This window comes from Pseudomonas sp. RW407 (genome assembly GCF_003176655.1).
In the GTDB taxonomy this organism is placed as follows: Bacteria; Pseudomonadota; Gammaproteobacteria; order Pseudomonadales; family Pseudomonadaceae; genus Pseudomonas; species Pseudomonas delhiensis.
In genome coordinates this window covers 293387-311812 of record NZ_QGSL01000091.1, presented here as the reverse complement: position 1 = coordinate 311812, position 18426 = coordinate 293387, and the positions used below count along the sequence as shown (strand labels likewise).

General features: G+C 63.2%; 11 protein-coding genes and 2 pseudogenes. 4 read left to right on the top strand and 9 right to left on the bottom strand.

Going from position 1 to position 18426, the window contains the following annotated elements; genetic code table 11:
• Positions 1-364: 364 nt before the first annotated feature.
• Both tadA and DK254_RS13690 read right to left on the bottom strand, forming a co-directional pair.
• A complete protein-coding gene (gene tadA, locus DK254_RS13695) occupies positions 365-883 on the bottom strand; it encodes a tRNA adenosine(34) deaminase TadA (RefSeq protein WP_109934207.1) in 519 nt (172 codons plus the stop codon).
• Positions 871-2262, bottom strand: coding sequence for a multicopper oxidase family protein (locus tag DK254_RS13690; protein ID WP_109934206.1), 1392 nt, complete (start codon positions 2260-2262; stop codon positions 871-873). The genes tadA and DK254_RS13690 overlap by 13 nt, the downstream gene beginning before the upstream one ends.
• A gap of 209 nt (positions 2263-2471) precedes the next feature.
• Between DK254_RS13690 and DK254_RS13685 the strand changes: the two genes are divergently transcribed.
• On the top strand, positions 2472-3257 hold the full coding sequence (locus DK254_RS13685) for a crotonase/enoyl-CoA hydratase family protein (RefSeq protein WP_109934205.1): 786 nt from the start codon (positions 2472-2474) through the stop codon (positions 3255-3257).
• A 252-nt stretch (positions 3258-3509) separates the two neighbouring features.
• Here DK254_RS13685 and DK254_RS13680 read toward each other — a convergent pair whose 3' ends face one another.
• The 3 genes and pseudogenes from DK254_RS13680 to DK254_RS13670 form a co-directional block, all read right to left on the bottom strand.
• A complete protein-coding gene (locus DK254_RS13680) occupies positions 3510-4457 on the bottom strand; it encodes a nucleotidyl transferase AbiEii/AbiGii toxin family protein (RefSeq protein WP_109934204.1) in 948 nt (315 codons plus the stop codon).
• Positions 4441-5271, bottom strand: a complete 831-nt coding sequence (locus tag DK254_RS13675) for a type IV toxin-antitoxin system AbiEi family antitoxin domain-containing protein (protein WP_218281422.1) — start codon at positions 5269-5271, stop codon at positions 4441-4443. Before DK254_RS13675 ends, DK254_RS13680 begins: the two co-directional genes overlap by 17 nt.
• Positions 5272-6015: 744 nt before the next feature.
• A pseudogene (locus tag DK254_RS13670) lies at positions 6016-6306 on the bottom strand (IS3 family transposase); the annotation flags it as partial.
• 363 nt (positions 6307-6669) lie between these two features.
• Between DK254_RS13670 and DK254_RS13665 the strand changes: the two are divergent.
• Complete coding sequence (locus DK254_RS13665; RefSeq protein WP_177412061.1) at positions 6670-8259, top strand: LA2681 family HEPN domain-containing protein; 1590 nt, start codon at positions 6670-6672, stop codon at positions 8257-8259.
• Between the two features lie 90 nt (positions 8260-8349).
• Positions 8350-12141, top strand: coding sequence for an anti-phage defense-associated sirtuin Dsr1 (gene dsr1 / locus DK254_RS13660; RefSeq protein ID WP_109934202.1), 3792 nt, complete (start codon positions 8350-8352; stop codon positions 12139-12141).
• Positions 12142-12161: 20 nt separating this feature from the next.
• On the opposite strand, the gene DK254_RS13655 is transcribed toward dsr1, so the two are convergent.
• The 4 genes and pseudogenes from DK254_RS13655 to guaB form a co-directional block, all read right to left on the bottom strand.
• Positions 12162-12401, bottom strand: coding sequence for a DUF2274 domain-containing protein (locus DK254_RS13655; protein WP_109934201.1), 240 nt, complete (start codon positions 12399-12401; stop codon positions 12162-12164).
• A gap of 118 nt (positions 12402-12519) precedes the next feature.
• A pseudogene (locus tag DK254_RS13650) lies at positions 12520-13412 on the bottom strand (tyrosine-type recombinase/integrase).
• 327 nt (positions 13413-13739) lie between these two features.
• On the bottom strand, positions 13740-15317 hold the full coding sequence (gene guaA / locus DK254_RS13645; RefSeq protein WP_109934200.1) for a glutamine-hydrolyzing GMP synthase: 1578 nt from the start codon (positions 15315-15317) through the stop codon (positions 13740-13742).
• A gap of 121 nt (positions 15318-15438) precedes the next feature.
• The gene (gene guaB, locus DK254_RS13640; RefSeq protein WP_109934199.1) at positions 15439-16908 is read right to left on the bottom strand and encodes an IMP dehydrogenase; all 1470 of its coding nucleotides are present in this window, start codon (positions 16906-16908) and stop codon (positions 15439-15441) included.
• 137 nt (positions 16909-17045) lie between these two features.
• Between guaB and xseA the strand changes: the two genes are divergently transcribed.
• A complete protein-coding gene (gene xseA / locus DK254_RS13635; protein ID WP_109934198.1) occupies positions 17046-18425 on the top strand; it encodes an exodeoxyribonuclease VII large subunit in 1380 nt (459 codons plus the stop codon).
• Position 18426: the final 1 nt, after the last annotated feature.

The following is an 18426-nucleotide window of genomic DNA, read 5'->3' as shown; positions in this document are numbered from 1 at the left end:
CCTGGGTTTCCGCGTTCGCGATAGTTCGTAGGGCGCATAACGCCTACAGCGTTATCCGCCATGATCGCGGACAAAGTCCGCTCCTACGGTTCCAGGAAAGCACGGCCGTAGGAGACTCCGTCCGCGATCGGCCCACCGTCCGCACCAACCTCTCCGACGGCAATCCATTCGTAGGGCGCATAACGCCTCAGGCGTTATCCGCCGCACCCACGAAAAACGGCAGATAACCGCGAACGGTTATTCGCCCTACGCTAAAACCATCCCCCCGCGTGCGAATCGCGAGCCGGGCCCGCTGCTACATCACCGGCTGGCATCGATTTTCGTAGGCGCGAGCACCGCTGCGCCATGCATAGGACGCCGCGCCCTACCCCTTGCGCCTTGCCTTGAAGAAGGCCGAGAGCATCGCACTGCACTCCTCCGCCAGCACCCCGCCTTCCACCAGCACCTTGTGGTTGAGGAAGTCCTGGGCGAAGAACTCGCCGCGGCTGACCACCACCCCCGACTTGGGCTCGGTGGTGCCGTAGACCAGGCGCTGGATGCGCGCGTGCACCAGCAGGCCGGCGCACATGCTGCAGGGTTCCAGGGTGACGTAGAGGGTGCTGCCGGGCAGGCGGTAGTTGCCAGCCGCCGCCGCGGCCTCGCGAATGGCGACCATCTCGGCGTGGGCGCTGGGATCATGGGCGGTGATCGGCTGGTTGAAGCCGCGCCCAATAATTTGCCCTTCCAGCACCAGCACCGCGCCCACCGGCACCTCGCCCAGGGCCGCGCCCTGCTCGGCCAGGGCCATGGCCTCGCGCATGAATTCGCGGTCGCGGCTGCGGTCGATCACCGGGGCCAGCCCCTTCACCGTCGGGTGGCCCTTGCTGTTGGTCAGCCGCACCAGGCGTCACCCACGGCGATGGTGCCCATCAGGCCGGTCTCCATATGGTCGATGACGTGGCAGTGGAACATCCACAGGCCGGGGTTGTCCGCCACCAGCGCCACCTTCGCACTCTCGTTCTTGCCCAGCAGGTAGGTATCACTGTAGTACGGGATGATCTTGCGGCGGTTGGACGCCAGCACCTTGAAGGTCATGCCGTGCAGGTGGATGGGGTGCTGGTACTGCGTCAGGTTGCGCAGGGTGAAGATGTAGCTCTTGCCCAGCTCCAGCTTGGCCAGCGGCGGCGCGTTGTGCTTGTGCTCCTCGCCGCCCTGCCAGGCCACGCCGTTGATCTGCCACAGCGAGGGGCTGCTCTGGCCCTTGGAGTAGTCGGTCATGGCGCCCACCCACTCGAACTTGAAGTCGATGGTCTCGGCCTTGTCCAGGTCCGGCTCGCTCACCGGGTTGTGCGGCAGCGCCGGCGGCCACTCGGCGGAACCGCCCTGCAGCGGCGCCACGCCGCGCACCGTGCCCAGGCGCACCACGCCATCGCGCAGGGACAGCTCCTGGCCCTGCGCCGGGCCGCGGATCGCCAGCTCCAGGCGCATGCCCGGGCCGATCCAGTATTGCCCGTCGAGGTCCCGCGGCTCCACCGGGTGGCCGTCGATGGCGTAGATCTTCGCCTCGCTGCCCGGCAGGTTGAGGCGGTAGGTCACGGTGTTGTCGATGTTGAGGATGCGCACGCGGGTCACCTGGCCGGCGGGCAGCTCGATCACCGGCACGTGCTCGCCGTTGATGGTCGACAGGCTGCCGCGGGTGCCCTCGCGGGCGGCCTCGCGCGGCACGCTGAAGGCGGTGAAGGCGCCCTGCTCGTCCACGTGCCAGGTCTTCAGGCAGAGGATCTTCTCCCGGGTGAAGCCGGTGGGCTCGCGCTCGTCGATGATCAGCGGGCCGACCAGGCCGCGGCCCAGTTGCTCGCTGCTCATCAGGTGCGGGTGGTACCAGTAGCTGCCGGCGTCGGGGGTCTTGAACAGGTAGACGAAGCTCTGCCCCGGCTGCACCGGCGGCTGCGAGATGTAGGGCACGCCGTCCATCTCGATCGGCAGGCGGATACCGTGCCAGTGGATGGTGGTCGGCTCGTCCAGCTTGTTGGTGAAGCGCACGCGCAGCCAGTCGCCCTGGCGGGCGCGGATCTCGAAGCCGGGGAAGCGGTTGCCGTAGAGCAGCGCCGGCGTCTTGTGCCCGGGCACCAGCTCCAGGTCCATGGGCGCGGCGATCAGTTCATAGTCGTGCTCCGCGGTCACCTGCGGGCGCGCCAGCCAGAGGCGCGCGCCGCCGGCGCCGAGGCCGACCACGGCGAGGCCGGCGATGCCGCCCAGTACCTGTCTGCGGGTAAAGCTCATGTCTCCCCCAACCCCTGCGGGTATCTCGCAAATGCAATATTTTCTCATTTTCCCGGTGGCAAGGCGAGCGCGAAGACGGCGCGCGATGTCGCATCCCGGGCAGCCTCAGCAAATGCCTGACAGACATGGACAGCGGCGCCGCGGAAGGCTATCTGGATAACTTCGCTTCCACGGCGGCACACCGCCATTGACGACGAGAGAGACGAGGCATGAGCCAGAAACTGAAGGTGGAACGCAAGGGCCATGTGCTCTGCATCGGGCTGAACCGCCCGGAGAAGTACAACGCCATGGACGTGGAGCTGTACCTGGCGCTGGCCGAGGCCTACGGCGAGCTGCAGCGCAACGACGAACTGCGCTGCGGCCTGCTCTATGGCGAGGGCCAGCACTTCTGCGCAGGCCTGGAGCTGGACAAGTGGGGCCCGCAGTTCGCCAGCGGCCGCTTCCCCGACCTTCCCCCTGGCGCCTGCGACCCCTTCGGCCTCGACCCGGCGCGGCGGGTGGCCAAGCCGATCGTGGTCGCCGCCCGCGGCGTCTGCTTCACCGCCGCCCTGGAACTGATGCTGGCCGCCGACGTGCGCGTAGCCGCGGAAGATGCCCGCTTCGGCCAGATCGAGGTCAAGCGCGGCATCTACGCCGTGGGCGGCGCGACCATCCGCTTCGTGCAGAACATCGGCTGGGGCAACAGCATGCGCTACCTGCTCACCGGCGACGAGTTCGACGCCCGGGAAGCCCACCGCATGGGCCTGGTCCAGGAAGTCACGGCCCCCGGCGAGGAATTCGCCGCGGCCCTGGCCATAGCCGAACGCATCGCCCGCCAGGCCCCGCTGGGCGTACGCGCCACCCTGGCCAGCGCCCGCCTGGCCCTGGCCGAAGGCGAAGCGGAAGCCGCCCGCCGCCTGCTGCCGGACCTGCAGCCGCTGATGGGCAGCGAGGACGTCAAGGAAGGCGTGGCCTCCTTCCTGGAGCGCCGCGAGGCGAACTTCGTCGGCCGCTGAAACGACGACGGGAACATCGAGTCCGAGGGATACCTTCCGTGCGACCACAGGAGGCGTAACGGTATCAACCAGCCTGAAACGAGAAGGAGGCGGGCCCATACCCGCCTACCCTCTCAACCATCGTACGCAAGGTTCCCCGCCTGCGGATCACCGGGCTCACCCACGCGGCGAGCATGAGTGAAGCCAAACATTCGATCCAGCACCCCTTGTGATCGAGCAGTTCCAAGGCCACAGCAGGCGAGGGTAAGCACCTCATCTGGCGGCGACGATCCCGGCCAGCGTTTCTTCCAGTAGCCTCCGATCCGCCAGCCGCTTGGCGTCGGTGCGCTGGGCCAGGTTGTGCAGCTTGCGCCGCACGGCCGGCAGATCGGCGGCAGGCGCAAGCCCGATCAGGTTGAAGTCCGGCCTCTGGTCCTCGATGGAGCGCAGGAATGCACACGACGGCTCGTCCAGCCAACCGGCCACGCACGTCAGCAGGCGCTCGTGGATGTCCAGCAAGGCTTTGGCCTCGACAGGCTCGGCCGTCATGCCCCTGAAGTGCGCATCGAAGGTCGCCGAGAAGTCCGCGGGCACCCGAGGCGCCAGCATCTCCCAGGCAGGTTTGGGGCTACAGGTCAGGTAGACGAGAAAAGTCCGCCAGAGCAATTGGTCCGCTCGTTCATCTTCCAGCAACAGGCCGACATCGAAAAGATCACGGGGATGCTGCCTCGACAACGCGGCAGCCAGCTTGCCGGCATAAAGGTCGGCAAAGTCCAGGACCTGCGCCGAGGCGAAGCCGAATACCTCCTCGACACTCGGGCGCACCACCATTTTCCGCGGCGGATGCACCGTGCCACGCATGACCGGGGTCGTCTCGATCTGCACACGCGCCCGGCCGCGACTGACCACCAGCCGCGTGACGCCGGCGCCCTCTCCTGCCGCCTCCTGCACCTGCAGGCGCAAGGGATGGGCACGCAGCCTATCGGCCAGTCGCCCGAGCGCTTGCGCGATCAGCCTTGCATCTTCGCTGTAGTCATGTACCGGCAACCAGGCCAGATCGATGTCCACCGACAAGCGCGGCAGGTCGTGCTCGAACAGGTTGATGGCCGTACCGCCCTTGAGCGCAAAGCATGGCTCCCGCTCCAGCAGCGGCAGGATCTCGACCAGGAGCCGCACGCGGTCGGTATAGCGCCGGTCCCAACGCTCAAGCCAAGTGTTCATCGAGGTCTTCCGGCAAGGTGATCTGGTAGGTCGGATGCAATCGCCCGCCGGGCACCAGCGCACGCTTTCCCCGCCCCAGGTCCACACCATCCAGCGATACGCGCGACAACCACGCGTGTCGATGGCGCTCGGCCAACGCCAGGAACACCCGTTTGGCCTTGATGCTGCGGCAATGGCGCAACAGCAGGCCGACCCGCTGCGGCCGCAGGGTAGTCATGGCCTGCATCAGCGCATCGGCCTCGTAGACCAACGCTGCATCCATGACGCCATCGCACAGTTCCAGCATGGCCCGCTCCGGCGTGGAGCAGACCAGGGCATCGGCGCCCGGCGCGGCCCGGTACCAGGTCAGCCCTTGCTCGGACAACGTCTTCTCGAGCACCGCAGCGGTGAACGACAAGGGCGGCAGATCGAAGGCTCCCCTGCCCAGGAACTCGAAACGCTGCGCCAATGGCAGCTTGTCGAGCCAGCCCGGTGGCCGCTCCGCCCCATATAGCGTGATCGTTCCGGCATCCCCCAGGCGCAGGTAGTGCTCATGCCCCAGCAGGCTCAGCGCAAAACGGCCGCCGACATGCAACGGCATGCCTTCCCCAAGCTGCATGCTGCGAACCACGCCCTCCCATTGCAGTCGGCCGCCCTTGCGCATGTACACGCCGCGGGCAGGCGACACCAGCCAGCCGCTGCTCACATAGCGCGCAACGAGGCTATTGGAATAGCCGTGGGCCCGCAGCCAGCGACTCGAGATCAGCCGTGTGTCACTTAGTTCGGTCAGCAGCAGGTTCAGCTTTCCTGATTTTTGATCACTTAACGTGTTCAAAATGCAGTTTTTATAAACCTTCCAAGATCGAAGCGGTTTAACAAAAGGAAAAAAAGATCACTGATATTGATCTTTTCATTGAAACGGTAAACCCAACGCTGCCCAACTGCAACCGATGCCCAGGAGAACACCGTGCCATCGACTTTACGCGGGCCAGGGCCAGAGAAAGAGCGGCTGGCCCTGATGCCGACAGCCAGGGTTCGCGGTGCTCGTTGAGACGATAATCGTAAAGGAGGATGACGGTTAGTAACGGCTTCTGCCGTCAGGGGGGGAGTGTACGGGAGGATCCCGAATGACCGCGCCAACCACCAGCCCGTTCCGCTGGCAGGCGGCGGCCACCGACAGCCGCCGCAACATATCTCCCTATGGATCAATATGTTACAGCAGGCTTTCAAGCATGATTGATAGCCCGACGGGAGGCTAACTCATTCCCACTCGATCATCAACAGGTCTCCCAAACCCGCATGGCTAAAGGGTTTGGCTGTGATCGACAAGGGGCTTTCCGTCACTTTTACCGTCAGACGCGCATATCTTTTGCTGGCGCGGGATTCGGGACGATTGGGAGAATCGCCGACCTATCATCAATCATGTGTAATGATACTGAATGAGCGGCAAGACGTCAGGCTCTTCCGCACCGTCAGCTCTAAGGAATAGCGCGGAGCTGGATAGTCAGTTCGTTGGAGCGCCGTAGCGCTTGAACAGCGCCTCGAAGAAGGCCTTCACATCCTCCTTGTCTGTTGGGTTCTACCCCATTTCTACGGACGATTTTAAAAGTGCTGAAAATTTCAAATCTTGCTGGGCGACTCTACGGCGCATTCGGGGGTTATGAAATCGCTCTATGTAGCCGAATAGCTCGGCCCTTGCTTCATCCCGCATTCGAGACGACTGGTAGGCCACACACTCCCGCTTGAGCTGGCTGAAGAAGCCCTCACACGCAACGTTATCGCCACAATACCCAACGACACTCATGCTGCGAACCAGCGTGTTGCGGCTCAGCAAGCGCTGGTAGTCAGCACTGGTGAATTGGCTACCGCGGACGTCCTTCCAAGCGTCAAGCTACAATTTGAGCCTGTCCAATTTGGCGGTTTCGCTGCCGTATCACGTGATACACCTCTCGGGCGATATAGCGCTTGAGGCGGCCGGTTCGCCCTTCATATGGTTGCTCTGCTTCGCGATGGAAGAGGACGACTTCACCGCAACCGGATACCTGGACAAGACAGTAACGCGATAGGGGATCATGTTGGTGGACGAAGTGATGCTAGGCAATGCTGTATCGTTCGACGAGTCGCTGAAAGTATGCGCCGCGCCCCCGAAGCCAAGGTGAACAGGGCTGCAACACAGCTACCCTGACGATTTCCAGGGAAATCCACGACTCCTGCCGAGGACATCAAAAGAAGGATGACCACTAATCTTGGCTTCGAATACCTCAAAAAGCAGTGCGAACGCAGCATCACGAAAATGAGCGATGCTGAGGCACTCGCACACATCGGCAAGTTGATCGACGATGCCTTCGACGCATCCTTCGAGCGTGCCGGCAAACGCTCACTCTATTTGCTCGACGAATTATCGAAGCGAAAACTTGGCGACTCGGATGGCGCACTGGTCGAGTATTTCCGAGCCAATGCGTGGGCGGCACTGTCACGCATAGCGAACGTCCGACAATCCTGGTCTTGGGAAGCACCCGAACGGCAGGCGGAACTGCTTGCACTATCACGTGCCTCAAGCCATGCCGGCTTTGCGAACCTCGACAGGATTCGTCGGTGCCAGATACTCACTAACCATGCGAACCTACTCAATACGGTCGGTCGCACGATAGATGCGATCGCCATCTGGGACGCAGCTCTGAAGATCATTCCTGGCTTTGCGATGGCACTGGGCAACCGTGGTGAGGGACTCACAAGCTATGCCCGCATGATGGTTGATAACCGCGAGCGTGCGATCCTGGCTTTGCATGCCTTCGACAGTCTTCGTTCGACGATGGCCGAGGATGCACTCCATGACTCCGTTGATCCACAAGCCGCTCTTGCCTATTTCGCCAAGCAGGCGGCGGAACTTGCTGGCGCCGTCGATATCGACTCGGCTCGAGCGATGCAGGACCTTCATCATGGCAATGAAGGTCGATCGAAAATCGAACGTACCTACCGGCGCTGGTGCCTTGAGCATCGCCTCTTTCTGTGCCCCTTGAACGATCTTGGACTACATCTCGCGGCAGCCACCGACGATCTGATGCTGCCGCCCCTGACTGAGGGGTTGAACGACCGTCCTAACGGACATCTGCCCCCGCCAATTGTCGGCTTCTTCAGTCAGATGAAACAAGAATACGTTTCAGCGCGCTTCATGCTGTTCGAGGGGATAAGCAGCACACAGGTCCATTTCTCTGATCGCGATGTAGCGCTCACTGACACGCTCGACTATCCACTCTATTCGTTAGCCAGTGAACGGGTTCGCACGGCATTTCGCATCGCCTATTCACTGCTCGACAAGGTCGCCTTTCTCGTTGATCGCTACTGGGTCTTAGGTAAGGCTCCAGACAGAATTAGCTTCAAGAACGTCTGGATGGTCGAGAACAAGGCACGTCTTCTGCCGCAGTTTGAGAAACGCGAAAATCTGCCACTGCGTGGCTTGTTCTGGTTGTCGAAGGAGTTGTTCGATGACGAACTCAAGCAGACCACCGCTGCTGATGCTCGTGAACTACATAGTATCCGCAATGCGCTGGAGCACACCTATCTGCGTGTAAGCGAAGGTTGGGCCAAGCCGTTCATGATCGACGAGACGAACAACAGCAGCTTTGGTATCGCCATCGGCAGCGACGAACTCGAAGCCAAAGCGATCCGAGTCATGCAAATGGCGCGCTCTGCACTGTTCTACGTATCCTTTGCAATCGGTGTCGAAGAACGGAGGAAGCAACTCGAAAATCCCGGCCGGCTTCTCGGATCGATGCCGCTCTATGGCCTCGATGACAAGAGGAAGCGGCGCGATCCATGCTGATACTAAGCCCCGTGCAAAACGACCACCACTCCGCTGAGTAAGCGATCTCCACTAAGCTCATTAGAGCGAGTTTTTACCGGATACCACTAAATGCAGTTTGTCCGCTACGGCCCTGACATTCCCGAACGCCTGCTGCAGGCGCACGAAGACGGGCGTGTAGTGTTCTTCTGCGGCGCGGGCATTTCTTACCCCGCGCGGCTACCCGGCTTTTCCGGTCTGGTGGACCAGCTCTATCAAGCCCTTTCGGTCACGCCAAATCTGGTACAGAAGTCCGCGATCAAGGCCGGGCAGTTCGACACCGCCATTGGCCTGTTGGAAGCGGATGTCGTCGGTGGCCGAGGAAAGGTGCGCAGCGAACTGGCGACGATCCTGACGCCTAACCTCACCGCCCCGAACGCGACGGCCACACACGAAGCCCTACTGACGCTGGCGCAGAATCGCGAGGGCCGCACACGACTCATCACAACCAACTTCGACCGTCTGTTCGAGGAAGTCAGGGCAGCGAAATCGCTGTCGTTTCCAGACTTCAGGGCTCCCCTGCTCCCCGTACCGAAGACCCGATGGGACGGCCTGGTGTATCTGCACGGCCTGTTGCCCGCGACGGCAACGGCAGGCGATCTGGATCGGCTCGTGGTCTCCAGCGGAGACTTTGGGCTGGCCTACCTGACAGAACGCTGGGCCGCTCGTTTCGTGAGCGAATTGTTCCGCAACTTCACCGTCTGCTTCGTTGGGTACAGCATCAACGATCCGGTGTTGCGCTACATGATGGATGCGTTGGCCGCCGACCGTTTACTGGGGGAATCTCCGCCGGAGATGTTCGCCTTCGGCAGCTATTCCAGAGGCAAGGAGGTCGATCGCGCCAGCGAATGGAAGGCAAAGAACGTCACGCCCATCCTCTACCGCGAGCATCAGCATCACGCCTACCTGCACAAGACCCTACGCGCTTGGGCAAACACCTACCGCGACGGTGTACGCGGCAAGGAACGTATCGTTGTCGAATGCGCCATCGCCCGCCCGCTGGCGAGCACGAAGCAGGACGACTTCGTCGGGCGGATGTTGTGGGCATTGAGTGATCCGGGCGGCTTGCCTGCAAAGCGGTTCGCGGAACTCGACCCAGTGCCGTCACTGGACTGGCTGGAGCCGTTGAGTCAGGAACTGTACCGTCACGCCGACTTGGGGCGATTCGGCGTTCCGCCCCAAGCTGCCGTGGACGATAAGCTTTCCTACAGCCTAACCAGCAGGCCAGCGCCTTATCCGCTGGCGCCGTGGATGGCGATTGTCAATGCCGGGCCTCGCAACATCCGCTGGGATGCGGTGATGTCCCAATTGGCTCACTGGCTGCTCCGCCACCTTGACGATTCGAAACTGTTGATCTGGTTGATCAAGCGCGGCGGCCAATTGCACGACCAATTGATTTGGTTGATCGAACGCCGTCTCGACGAACTGGACAAGCTCGCAAACGGTGGCAACACCACCGAACTGGATCGCATTCGAGCAAGCGCACCCAACGCCATTCCCCGTCCCGCGATGCGAACGCTCTGGCGCTTGCTGCTCAACGGGCATGTGAGATCCGGGCTGCGCGACCTAAGCCTCTACCGTTGGCGCGATCAATTCAAGCGCGATGGGTTGACCGCCAGCGTGCGCTTGGCTCTTCGGGAGACATTGACACCTTGCCTGTCACTGCGCGAGCCGTTCCGCTGGTCTGGCGCGGACGGCGACGACGAAGCGCAGGATCGCATCAAGGGTATTGTGGAATGGGAAATCGTGCTGGCATCGGATCACGTTCATTCTGCCCTGCGCGACATGCCCAAGAACGAACAGTGGACGGCGGCACTGCCGGAACTGCTGGACAACTTCAGCGCCTTGCTGCGCGACGCGCTCGACTTGATGCGTGAGCTTGGTGGTGTGGATAGCGAGAACGATCATTCGTATGTCCATCAACCTTCGATTTCAGATCACCCACAGAACAAGGACTTTCACGACTGGACAGCGTTAATCGAACTGACCCGCGATGCGTGGTTGTCAGCCGCCATGAAGTCACCGGAACGAGCACGAATCGTGGCCGAGACCTGGGCGCACGGGGCATATCCAGTATTCCGACGCCTCGCGCTGTTTGCCGCCGCGCAGGAGCGTGTCATTCCGCTTCGGCAGGCGCTCGACTGGCTATTGGCGGATGAGCGGCGGTGGCTCTGGTCGGAAGAAACCAGGCGCGAAACCATGCGTCTGCTGGTTTCTTTGGCTCCGCAACTGGATGCAACGATGCTGAACGAACTGGAGCATGCCATTCTTTCCGGGCCGCCACGCGATCTGTACCGCACAGATATCGAGCCTGATGCTTGGAACAACATTGTTGATCACGGCGTATGGCTGCGGCTTGCGAAAATGGCCCACGCGGGCGCAACGCTCAGTCAAGCAGCACGGTCGCGGCTCGACGCCCTCTCAGCGCAGTACCCCTGGCAGCTTGCAGCGGATGAGAGTGACGAATTTCCCATCTGGATGGGAGGCGGTTGGGTCGGTGATCGCGATCCGTGGAAGCCGTTCACTCCTATTCCGCGCACGAGGCGTGGGGTGCTGAACTACCTGTTGGCACATCCCGTTCTGGAAGACTCGCAGCAGGACGACTGGCGCAAGCTGTGCTCAGAGATGTTTCAGGCAACGGCCTACGCCTTGTGCAAGCTCGCGCAGCAGAACAATTGGCCGGTCGAACGCTGGCGCGATGCGCTGCAAGCCTGGGCGGAAGAAAAGCTGCGCGATCGCTCGTGGCACTTCATGGCCCCAGTTGTCGTCGGTGCCCCTGATGACTTGGTGCAAACCTTGTCTCACGGCATCGGTTGGTGGTTGCAAGCCGTGGCGAAAACCTTCGAGAGCCACGAGCATCACTTCCTAACGCTGGCCCAACGCATCTTGCAGTTGGACTTCGATGACGACGGCGACACAGATGATCCGGTCTTCCGCGCCATCAATCACCCTGTCGGCCATGTGACGCAGGCATTGCTGGATTGGTGGTATCGCCGAGAACCAGACGACGGACAAGGACTACCAAAATCCATCAAGCCCATCTTCACGGCGCTTTGCGACACGCAGGTCGCCAAGTTCAGGCACGGTCGGGTATTGCTAGCAGCCCACGCCCTCTCGTTGTTCCGGGTGGATAAGGCTTGGTCGGAGCAACACCTTCTGCCACTGCTCGACTGGAATCGTTCCGAAACCGAAGCGCAGGCAGCATGGGAAGGTTTCCTTTGGTCACCACGGCTTTATCGCCCGCTGATGGAAGCGATCAAGCCAGCTCTTCTTGATACGGTGAATCACTATTCGCAGCTGGGCAAGCACAATGAGCAGTTCGCGGCGTTCCTGACATTCGCTGCGCTCGATCCCGGCGACACCTTCACCATAGCGCAGCTGGCCACTGCCATCCGCGCACTTCCTGCCGATGGTCTGCGGGAATCGGCTCAAGCCCTAGTGCGCGCGCTGGAAGGCGCAGGCGACCAGCGCGAAGATTACTGGAAGAACCGGGTCTTGCCGTTTTGGGAAAAGATCTGGCCGAAATCCAATGACCAGGCATCGAGCACCAATGCCGAATCGCTAGCTCGCCTTTGTGTCGCGGCAGGCGGTGAGTTCCCGTCGGCAATGGCGACGGTCGGAAACTGGCTGCGAGTGGTTCAACATCCCGACTATGTGATTCATCGGTTGCAGGAATCCGGCCTATCCACCCGTTTTCCAGAAGACGCGCTGCGGCTGTTATTCACCATCTTGGGCGAGCAGCCATCGTGGCTATCACAGGAACTGCGCCAGTGCCTTGATGCCATCGGTCAGGCCGCGCCGAATTTGCGTCAAGATCACCGGTTCATGAGAGTAGATGAACTCGTACGGAAGTTTGGTATTTAAAACTAGCGCGCATCCGTCGCTCAGACAGGAGCGGCTTTTTCGCTCTTGTTTTCACGCTCGAATGCCCGATCCCTCGCAATGAAGGCTTCGAGCATGTGGGGGATCAGCGTCGTCGCATCGACCGCTTCGCCGTAGGTCTGCGCGTACATGGCCGCGTAGCGGTCGAGGTCGGCCTTGAGCGTGGCCGGACACGCGAAGGTCAGCTTGATGCTCTCGGTCTTGGGCAGCGGCCCCAGCCGCAGCTTGCGCGACGTGCTCACCGTGAAGTTCCCCGGCTTATGAACAGCAGCTGGTACGGCCACACGGTCAGCGTGGACTGGATATTGAAGTTGCGCCGGGCAATCTGCAAGGCGGCCAAATGGCAACCTTGCAGGTATCTCAGACCGTCGCGCTCAATATTGGCACTACAGCGCTCTTCGGCATAAGTCTCGACACATAGATCTCCTCGTTAATCCAAGCATCCACCACGTCTGCCCACTCTTGCAGCATGTGACGTCGTTGCTCAGCGTACTCGGCCTTGTTATAGATCGAACGCGAGGACCGTCCGTCCTCGTGCGCCAGGCACCTCTCGATCCAATCCCGATTGAAGCCCAATTCGTGCAACAACGTTGATCCAGTACGGCGCAAGTCGTGGACGGTAAACGACTCCAGTGGCAAGCCTGCAGCCTTAGCCCTCTTGACCACTAGCTGCGTGACTCGATTCAGGGTTGCCTTGGACATGCAAGAGTCAGCGTCGTAGCGCGACGGCAGGACAAACTTGGAACCGGCTGCACAGGTATGCAGAGCCACGAAAATGTCGAGCGCCTGGCGCGAGAGGTAAACCACGTGCGGCCTCCTCCCCTTCATCCGCTGCTTTGGAATCGTCCAGATAGCTTTGTCGACATCGACCTCATCCCAAGTCGCACACTCTTGCGCATTGCACGTGTCGACGCGGCCATTACAGCCCCATAAAGCCATCGGCTCGCATGGTCGCTGAAAGTCTGGGTCTCTGGCCCACGAGCCTTCTCCCGTTGTTTCTGTAGAGCGGGTGATACGCCCTCACCTAGCAGCCGTCTGGCACGCCGCAGCCTTTCCCGGGCTTCGGCTAGAGAAATACCACCAAAGCCATAGCGACCGATGGTCAACGTCTCACGCCGGCCATTGATCCGATAATCGTACCGAAAGGAAATAGTGCCTTTCGGCGGGACGACAGCGTACATGCCGTCACGGTCCGCGACTTTGTATTGGGTCGCCCGAGGCTTAAGGTTTCGTAGGGCAAGGTCGGTGAGCATTAAGATTGGTCTCCTGATTAAGACGGCCAACTGCCGTCATCTATCAGGAGACCCGCATATCCCTGCGCCGCGCATGAACTCTGAGCAATAAGAACAATTACTACCGTCAGAGACGGTATTGCTATGGCTGTGCACACAAAGCTCAGTCGAAGGGGCATCTGCGAACCGACGGTTTTACCGTCAGATTCGCTTCCTAGAGATACCTAAAGGGTAAAGAATTAAATCTTTCACCCTTTACAATCAACAACTTAGAAGAGTCACCAGCTAATCAACTATCTTTTCCCACATCTTCCAAGATATTGATTTATATGGGGAATATCCTTTCCCTTACTCCCACTCGATGGTCGCCGGCGGCTTGCTCGACACGTCGTAGGTGACGCGGGAGATGCCTTCGATCTCGTTGATGATGCGGTTGCTGACCTTCTCCAGCAGCTCGTAGGGCAGGTGCGCCCAGCGGGCGGTCATGAAGTCAATGGTCTCCACCGCGCGCAGGGCCACAACCCAGGCGTAGCGGCGGCCGTCGCCGACCACGCCGACGGATTTCACCGGCTGGAACACCACGAAGGCCTGGCTGGTCTTGTGGTACCAGTCGAAGTTGCGCAGCTCTTCGATGAAGATGTGGTCGGCGCGGCGCAGCAGGTCGGCGTATTCCTTCTTCACTTCGCCGAGGATGCGCACGCCCAGGCCCGGGCCGGGGAACGGGTGGCGGTAGACCATGTCGTAGGGCAGGCCCAGCTCCAGGCCGATCTTGCGCACTTCGTCCTTGAACAGCTCGCGCAGCGGCTCGACCAGTTCGAACTGCATGTCTTCGGGCAGGCCGCCGACGTTGTGGTGCGACTTGATCACGTGGGCCTTGCCGGTCTTGGCGCCGGCCGACTCGATCACGTCGGGGTAGATGGTGCCCTGGGCGAGGAACTTCACGTCCTGCAGCCTGGTGGCTTCCTCATCGAAGACTTCGATGAAGGTGCGGCCGATGATCTTGCGCTTCTCTTCCGGATCGGCGACGCCGGCCAGGCGGCCGAGGAACTTGTCTTCGGCGTTGGCGCGGATCACCTTGACGCCCATGTTCTCGGCGAACATGGCCATCACCTGGTCGCCCTCGTGCAGGCGCAGCAGGCCGTTGTCGACGAACACGCAGGTCAGCTGGTCGCCGATGGCCTTGTGCAGCAGGGCCGCGACCACCGAGGAGTCGACGCCGCCGGACAGGCCCAGCAGCACCTTGGCGTTGCCCACCTGGGCGCGGACGGTGGCGATGGCGTCGTTGACGATGTTCGACGGCGTCCACAGGGCCGCGCAGCCACAGATGTCCAGCACGAAGCGCGAGAGGATGCGGCCGCCCTGCTTGGTGTGGGTCACTTCCGGGTGGAACTGCACGCCGTAGTAGCCGCGGGCGTCGTCGGCCATGGCGGCGATCGGGCAGCTCGGGGTGCTGGCGAGGATGTGGAAGCCCTCGGGAATGTCGGTGACCTTGTCGCCGTGGCTCATCCACACGTCGAGGCCGAGCACGCCGTCTTCATCGACGTGGTCCTCGATGCCGTCCAGCAGGCGCGCCTTGCCGACCACGTCGACGCGGGCATAGCCGAACTCGCGCAGGTCCGAACCTTGCACCTTGCCGCCCAGCTGTTCGGCCATGGTCTGCATGCCGTAGCAGATGCCGAACAGCGGCACGTTCAGGTCGAACACCGCCTTGGGCGCGCGCGGGCTGTCCAGCTCGTGCACCGACTCCGGGCCGCCGGCCAGGATGATGCCGCGCGGAGCGAAGGCACGAACCTCATCGTCGCTCATGTCGAACGGGTGGATTTCGCAGTACACGCCGATCTCGCGCACGCGGCGGGCGATCAGCTGGGTGTACTGGGAACCGAAGTCGAGGATCAGGATCCGGTGAGCGTGAATGTCTTGGGACATGGATGCCTCTGCGAGGCAGCTGCAGGCTTCAGGCTGCAGGCTGCAGGTTGTGAAGGGGCTGCGCGGCGGCTACGGGCCCTTTGCCTGTAGCCTGCCGCCTGCAGCCTGTCGCCAGTGGGCTTCAGCCCACCCTATAGTTCGGCGCTTCCTTGGTGATCTGCACGTCGTGCACGTGGGACTCGGCCATGCCGGCGCCGGTGATGCGCACGAACTGCGGCCGGGTGCGCATGTCCTGGATGTCGGCGCTGCCGGTGTAGCCCATGGCGGCGCGCAGGCCACCCATTAGCTGGTGGACGATGGCGGTCAGCTGGCCCTTGTAGGGGACGCGGCCTTCGATGCCCTCGGGGACCAGCTTCTCGGCGCCGGCGGAGGCGTCCTGGAAGTAGCGGTCGGAGGAACCGGTGGCGCCGGCCATGGCGCCCAGGGAGCCCATGCCGCGGTAGGACTTGTAGGAGCGGCCCTGGAACAGCTCGATCTCGCCCGGGGCCTCTTCGGTGCCGGCGAACATGGAGCCCATCATCACGCAGTAGGCGCCAGCCACCATGGCCTTGGCCAGGTCGCCGGAGAAGCGGATGCCGCCGTCGGCGATCAGCGGGACGCCGGTGCCCTCGAGGGCGGCGGCGACGTTGGCGATGGCCGAGATCTGCGGTACGCCGACACCGGCGACGATGCGGGTGGTGCAGATGGAGCCCGGGCCGATGCCGACCTTGACCGCGTCGGCGCCGGCGTCAGCCAGGGCCTTGGCGGCTTCGCCGGTGGCGATGTTGCCGCCGATCACCTGGACCTGCGGGAAGGTTTCCTTCACCCAGCGCACGCGGTCGATCACACCCTTGGAGTGGCCGTGGGCGGTGTCCACCACCACCACGTCGACGCCGGCGGCGACCAGCGCGGCGACGCGCTCGCCGGTATCGGCGCCGGTGCCGACGGCGGCGCCGACGCGCAGGCGGCCCTGCTCGTCCTTGGACGCCAGCGGGTAGGTCTTGGCTTTCTCGATGTCACGGAAGGTGACCAGGCCGGTGAGGCGGAACTGCTCGTCGACCACCAGCATCTTCTCGATGCGGTTCTCGTACAGCTTGGCCTTGATCTCCTCCAGGGCGGTGCCTTCGCGGGCGGTGATCAGCTTGTCCTTGGGCGTCATGATCGCCGCCACGCTGTCGCCGACGTTCGGCTTCACGCGCAGGTCGCGGCCGGTGACGATGCCCACCAGCTCGCCCTCCTCCACCACCGGGAAGCCGGAGAAGCCGTACTCGCGGGCGATCTGCAGCAGCTCGATGATCTTGGTCGAGGGGGTCACGGTGACCGGGTCGCGAACGATGGCGGTCTCGTGCTTCTTGACCTTGCGCACTTCGGCAGCCTGCTGCTCGATGCCCATGTTCTTGTGGATGATGCCGATACCGCCTTCCTGCGCCATGGCGATGGCCAGGCGGGATTCGGTCACGGTATCCATGGCGGCGGACACCAGCGGGATGTTCAGTTCGATGCCCCGGGTCAGGCGAGTCTTCAGACTCACGTCCTTGGGCAGGACCTCGGAGTAACCGGGGATGAGGAGGACGTCGTCGAACGTCAGGGCTTCTTGGCTGATGCGCAGCATGGCGAGGGCTCCCACACGGGAAAATGGAAGCGCGGCATTATACCCCAGCTTCACGCTCCGGCTCAACGCGCCCGACCGCTGGATTCGCGGGTTTCGCGCTGGCCCTCGGCAAGGCCCCGGGCTTATCATCCAGCGCCATGTTCAACGACCCTTTCCAACGGCTCGGCCTCGACCGCGAGGTGCTGACCGTCAGCCAGCTCAACCAGCGCGCCCGCCAGCTCCTGGAGGACGTGTTCCCGCAGGTGTGGGTGGAAGGCGAGATCTCCAACCTCGCCCGCCCCGCCTCCGGGCACATCTATTTCACCCTGAAGGACGGCAACGCCCAGGTGCGCTGTGCGCTGTTCCGCCAGCACGCCCTGCGGGTGCGCCAGGCCCTGCGCGACGGCCTGGCGGTCAAGGTGCGCGGCAAGGTCTCGCTGTTCGAGGGCCGCGGCGACTACCAACTGATCGCCGATGCGGTCGAGCCGGCCGGTGACGGCGCCCTGCGCCTGGCCTTCGAAGCGCTGAAGCAGAAGCTCGCCGCCGAGGGCCTGTTCGCCGCCGAACGCAAGCGGCCGTTGCCGGCCCACCCGCAGCGCATCGGCATCGTCAGCTCGCCCACCGGCGCGGTGATCCGCGACATCATCAGCGTGTTCCGCCGCCGCGCCCCCCAGGTCCGGCTGACCCTGGTGCCCACCGCGGTGCAGGGCCGCGAGGCCACCGCGCAGATCGTCCGCGCCCTGCAGCTGGCCGACGCGCGCGGTTTCGACGCCATCATCCTGGCCCGCGGCGGCGGCTCGCTGGAAGACCTCTGGTGCTTCAACGAGGAAGCCGTGGCCCGCGCCATCGCCGCCTGCGCCACCCCGGTGGTGAGCGCCGTGGGCCACGAGACCGACGTATCCATCAGCGATTTCGTCGCCGACGTCCGCGCCCCCACGCCCTCGGCCGCCGCCGAGCTGCTGGCGCCCCACGCCGGCGACCTGCAGCAGCGCCTGGACAGCCTGCGCCGGCGGCTGATCCTGCGCATCCAGGAGCGCCTGACCCGCGAGCGCCTGCGCCTGGAAGGCAGCGCCCGGCGCCTGCGCCACCCCGGCGAGCGCCTGCGCCAGCAGGCCCAGCGCCTGGACGACCTGGACATGCGCCTGCGCCGCGCCTTCGAGCGCCAGCTGCAGGTGCGCCAGGAGCGCATCGGCCGCCTGCAGACGCGCCTGCAGGCGCAGCACCCGGGCCGCGCCCTGGCGCTGCTGCGGCAGAAGCTCGACAGCCTGGCCGCGCGCCTGCCCCACGCCACCCGGGCGATCCTCCGCGAGCGCCGCCAGCGCCTCGACGGCCTGGCCCAGAGCCTGCACATCGTCAGCCCGCTGGCCACCCTCGGGCGCGGCTACAGCATTCTCCTCGACGAGCGCGGCCAGGCCATCCGCCGCGCCGCCCAGGCCCAGCCCGGCCAGCGCCTGACCGCGAAACTGGGCGAAGGCCAGCTGGAGGTGCGCGTGGAAGACAACCACCAGGCCCCGGTAACCCTCTCGCTGCTGGACTGAC

Coding starts and splice junctions, on each gene's coding strand:
- DK254_RS13680 (WP_109934204.1), bottom strand. CDS start 4,457: ATGAACACTTGGCTTGAGCGTTGGGACCGGCGCTATACCGACCGCGTG.
- DK254_RS13685 (WP_109934205.1), top strand. CDS start 2,472: ATGAGCCAGAAACTGAAGGTGGAACGCAAGGGCCATGTGCTCTGCATC.
- DK254_RS13665 (WP_177412061.1), top strand. CDS start 6,670: ATGACCACTAATCTTGGCTTCGAATACCTCAAAAAGCAGTGCGAACGC.
- DK254_RS13690 (WP_109934206.1), bottom strand. CDS start 2,262: ATGAGCTTTACCCGCAGACAGGTACTGGGCGGCATCGCCGGCCTCGCC.
- guaB (WP_109934199.1), bottom strand. CDS start 16,908: ATGCTGCGCATCAGCCAAGAAGCCCTGACGTTCGACGACGTCCTCCTC.
- guaA (WP_109934200.1), bottom strand. CDS start 15,317: ATGTCCCAAGACATTCACGCTCACCGGATCCTGATCCTCGACTTCGGT.
- xseA (WP_109934198.1), top strand. CDS start 17,046: ATGTTCAACGACCCTTTCCAACGGCTCGGCCTCGACCGCGAGGTGCTG.
- dsr1 (WP_109934202.1), top strand. CDS start 8,350: ATGCAGTTTGTCCGCTACGGCCCTGACATTCCCGAACGCCTGCTGCAG.